At 67.3% G+C, this 3,751-nt stretch carries 7 protein-coding genes; 3 read left to right on the top strand and 4 right to left on the bottom strand.

All coding sequences use genetic code 11. From position 1 onward, the window contains the following. The coding region (locus tag C1I95_RS32565) for a (deoxy)nucleoside triphosphate pyrophosphohydrolase (RefSeq protein ID WP_111219797.1) at nucleotides 1-406 on the bottom strand (406 nt) is incomplete at its 3' end. 183 nt (nucleotides 407-589) lie between these two features. Between C1I95_RS32565 and C1I95_RS32570 the strand changes: the two genes are divergently transcribed. Next, nucleotides 590-913 (top strand): 4a-hydroxytetrahydrobiopterin dehydratase, encoded by a 324-nt coding sequence (locus C1I95_RS32570; RefSeq protein ID WP_111219787.1) that lies wholly within the window; start codon nucleotides 590-592, stop codon nucleotides 911-913. A gap of 46 nt (nucleotides 914-959) precedes the next feature. Next, complete coding sequence (locus tag C1I95_RS32575) at nucleotides 960-1,322, top strand: PH domain-containing protein (protein WP_111219789.1); 363 nt, start codon at nucleotides 960-962, stop codon at nucleotides 1,320-1,322. 120 nt (nucleotides 1,323-1,442) lie between these two features. Here the strand turns inward: C1I95_RS32575 and C1I95_RS32580 are convergent, their stop codons facing one another. Continuing rightward, nucleotides 1,443-1,700 (bottom strand): hypothetical protein, encoded by a 258-nt coding sequence (locus C1I95_RS32580; protein ID WP_111219799.1) that lies wholly within the window; start codon nucleotides 1,698-1,700, stop codon nucleotides 1,443-1,445. A gap of 2 nt (nucleotides 1,701-1,702) precedes the next feature. Continuing rightward, entirely contained in the window at nucleotides 1,703-2,032 is a 330-nt protein-coding gene (locus C1I95_RS32585; protein ID WP_438941360.1) for a DivIVA domain-containing protein, read from the bottom strand. A gap of 236 nt (nucleotides 2,033-2,268) precedes the next feature. Between C1I95_RS32585 and C1I95_RS32590 the strand changes: the two genes are divergently transcribed. Continuing rightward, entirely contained in the window at nucleotides 2,269-2,679 is a 411-nt protein-coding gene (locus C1I95_RS32590; RefSeq protein WP_111219793.1) for a GntR family transcriptional regulator, read from the top strand. A 259-nt stretch (nucleotides 2,680-2,938) separates the two neighbouring features. On the opposite strand, the gene C1I95_RS32595 is transcribed toward C1I95_RS32590, so the two are convergent. Next, a complete protein-coding gene (locus C1I95_RS32595) occupies nucleotides 2,939-3,499 on the bottom strand; it encodes an HNH endonuclease (protein ID WP_233514029.1) in 561 nt (186 codons plus the stop codon). Between the last annotated feature and the right edge of the window lie 252 nt (nucleotides 3,500-3,751).

Raw genomic sequence — 3,751 nt, forward strand, 5'->3', positions numbered from 1 at the left:
CGATGGGGGCGTCGGCGGGGAGCCAGGTGACGGTGTCCAGTTCGTCGGCGGAGAGCCAGCGCAGCGCGGAGTGCTCCAGCGCCGTGGGCTGGTCGCCGTACAGCAGGCGGGCCGCGTACACCTTGAGCACCGACCGGCCGTGCGCCATCCGGACGTTGCGGCCGACCCGCTCGCCGATCTCGACGCGTACGGCGAGTTCCTCGGCGCACTCGCGGACCAGCGCCGCCGTCTCGCTCTCGCCCGGTTCGACCTTGCCGCCGGGGAACTCCCACATGCCCGCCACCTCGGGCGGAGCGGACCGGGCACAGGCCAGCACCCGCCCGTCCTCGATGATGGCCGCACCGACGATCACCTTCAGGTCCCGCCGGGCGGCCTGTCCGCCGCCATTCGCCCGTTCGGTCCACACGGCCGTCCAGCGTGCCAGATCAATCGGCGGTTTGGGTAGCTTGGCCGACCGTCAGGCCAGGAATACCCGGAAGTGTGGGCGTGGACACACCCTCCGTTGCGGCGTAAGACTAGGGGCACCGACAAGACACGGGGCGGCGACGATTTGGCCACAAGCCGGCAACGAAGCCTGGGAGGTGCGGTAATGCGTGCGCTGTTCGGCGGTCGGGCCAAGCTCGACTACCTCAGCGACGCCCTCACTCTACTGAACGGGTGGACCCGGGAGGGCGAGCAGATCCGCCGCACACTCGTCATCGACGACACGCAGCACGCGGCGCTGACCGAACGGGTCAAGGTGGTCGCCGACGCGCTGCACCTGCGGCCGGAGATCAGCCGGCGCGCCGACCACACCCAGATCTGCGTCGGCCACGACAGCACCCCCCTCACCGAGGGTGAGGTATTGCTGGCTGCCCGCATCGAGGACGCGTACCGTGCGGTGGCCGAGCCGGGCGACGGCCGTCCGAACTGACGCCGCCGGATCTTGCGGCTGGCGCGGGCGACCTACCGTGGGGTCCATGGCCAACGCGACGTACGACCGCAAGGAGCAGTTCCAGCAGATCCAGAGCGGCCTGCTGGACGGGGAACAGATCATCGCCGTCTACGACGCCGTCGGCACCGGCACCGGGTTCATCGGGCTGACCGACCGGCGCGTGATCATCCAGGACCGCTCCTTCATCGGCAAGCGGTACGCGATCACCAGCATCCCGTACTCGAAGATCACCAGCGTGAGCGTGGTCAGCAACAAGTCGTGGGGCGGGTCGTTCTTCTCCACCGGCGCCATCGCCATCCACGTCGGCACGCACACCTACGAGGTGGAGTTCCGGGGTGACCAGAAGAGCCACCACGTGCACAACGTGATCCTGCACTACATCAGCTGACCAGAGTCACGAACGAGCCGGAGCATTGCCAGGCACCGCTCACGGTTCGACTAACGGGCGAAACCACCAACCCTCCGACGCCCCCAGGCATGGACACGAACCGTCCGGACGGCGACCCGCTCACCGGGGCAGCCGCCGGGCACACGGCCCGTCGTGGTCGACCCGCAGCAGGCAGCGCCAGCCGCCGGGCAGTCGCAGGTCGCAAAAGACCCGATGGCGTACGCCCTGGTCGTCCTCGGCCGAGACGGTGGTCTCGCCGGGATCGGTGTGGGCAAGCAGGCTCGACCAGCGGGCCACCACCCGGGCCAGGCGTACGGCGCCGATCAGGTCCCCGGCGACCACCGGTAGATGGATGACGAAGCGCTGCCGGTCGACCATCATTACCGCTCCCCCGCGTTGGCTCGGCGGGCATGCTCGGACTGCCAGCGGCGCAGCGCGTCCTTGATCCGGGCTGCCTCCTGCCGGCTGGTGCCCAGCGCGTCATAGACGGCGGACAGATCGTCAGCCACCCGGTCGAGGAACTCCTGCACCTCGACCGGATCCAGCCCGCGCCGACCGAACCGGGTATGCCGGAACCGTCGCTCCCGCACCTGCCAGGGGCGCAACGGCAGGTAGACCGCTGACCGATAGTTGGCCGGCTTGCTGGCCTGCCGGATCGCCCCTGGCCGACCGGCCCGCATGCGCCGGCCGACGCGCCGGAAGATTCGCACGATGTGTTCCTCCCGTTGCGGGTTCCTGGTGGAAGGTGGGCACCCGCCGGCCCGGGCAGGCGGGTGCCCACCGCCCTGCCACCGCAGCCACCGGGCAGTACGGCAACAGAGCACAACTCACCGGCGACGGACAACGTCTGGGTTGCCGTCCGCACACCGATTGCGACTGCGACTATACGGACAGGGGCTCGGGGGCACAACCAGCCCTGGCCACGGGGGAACAAGGCTGATGCCTTATGTCTATCGATCCGCGCTCGCACACGCCGGTCTATGTGCAGCTCGCCGACCTGCTCAGGCAACGGATCGAATCCGGCGATCTGGAACCAGGGAGCGCCCTTCCGAGCGAGGCGCGACTGACGCAGGAGTACGGAATCGGCCGAGAGGCGGTTCGGATGAGCGTCTCGCTCCTACGCTCCGAGGGCCTGATTCGCACGGTGCGCGGACACGGCAGCTACGTTCGGGAGATCACCGAGCGCCGAAGGATCGAACTTGCCGCCGGCAGCTCGGCGATCGCCCGGATGCCGACCGGAGCCGAGCGGCGCGACCTTCAACTCGACGAGGGCGTGCCCGTCCTAGAGGTCCGCGATGCCGCGGGCGGGGTCGAAGTTCTACCCGGCGACGAAATTGAACTCACTCGTCCGACCTAGCATTGATTCACCCCCGCCAACACGCTGCCCCAGCACTCGCGGGGTGCGCCGACCCGTTGCGAGCCTCGCACAATGGCGTTGATTGTTTAATCCGTCCGAGATCTTGGACAGTTTCCGTTCTGGCGTAACGGGAACTGTCCAAGATCTCGGGTCAGGACGGGATGGAGCGGCCACGGAAGTCGCGGGACCCGGCGTACCGGGGCGGCTTTCGGTATCGGGTGATGGCTGGTGGGCGCACGGCAGCCGCAGTGGCACCGAATCAGGCCTTGAAAACCGTATCCAGGTGCCACTCAAGGAACTCGACGTTCGGTCGGTCCCGGCGCCGTTCCGGCAAGGCGATCTGTGTCCCCGCCTTGGCATAGAACTGGTCACCATTACCGAACTCGCTCCGGAGGCGAGGGCTCACAACGAGCCGATGCTTAGGATCCACGCCGAGATAGCCGCGGTCGAAGAGGATGTGCACATCGGACTTGAGCAGCAGCCCGTTGTCCACGCGATGCTCGCCACCCAATGGCAGCGGACGAATGTGCGCGGCCTGTAACACGGGCTGGACCCGACTGTCCGTGATGGCGCAGCGCCGTCCGTACGCTCCAAGCACGACAGCCTTGAAGGATTGCTGGCCGAGACGCTGCGGCACGAGCCTGGGGTCACCGTAAACCGGCCCGGGGCGATGCCACGGCCGACTGTGGTCAACCTCGACCGCCACTCCGAGCAGACGACGAATCAACGGGGTGAAATAGTCCACTGCCGACGGATTAGCAAGATCATAGCTCTTTCCCTGGACCAGGTTCGAGGCAAAGTCGGGCGGCGGACCAACCATCGACCCCGCAGGAAAGAAGACGGAATCCCTGACGAAGATGCAGCCGATATAGGCATCTTCCTCAGGTGCGATCGACTGCCTGCGATATCGACCGACCCTTCGCCTCAGCTCATCAAGACTGGCAGTAAAGTGATCTCAACGACTTTGCGGTAGGTACTTGTACTCGAAATGGGTCAGGTGCAGGGCTGCGGCGATGATGTCGCCGATTCGGCGGGGGCTGGCGGTCGTGTGGCGTAGCGTCTTCCAGCGTCC

The sequence above is a fragment of the Micromonospora craterilacus genome (assembly GCF_003236315.1).
Classification (GTDB): Bacteria; Actinomycetota; Actinomycetes; order Mycobacteriales; family Micromonosporaceae; genus Micromonospora; species Micromonospora craterilacus.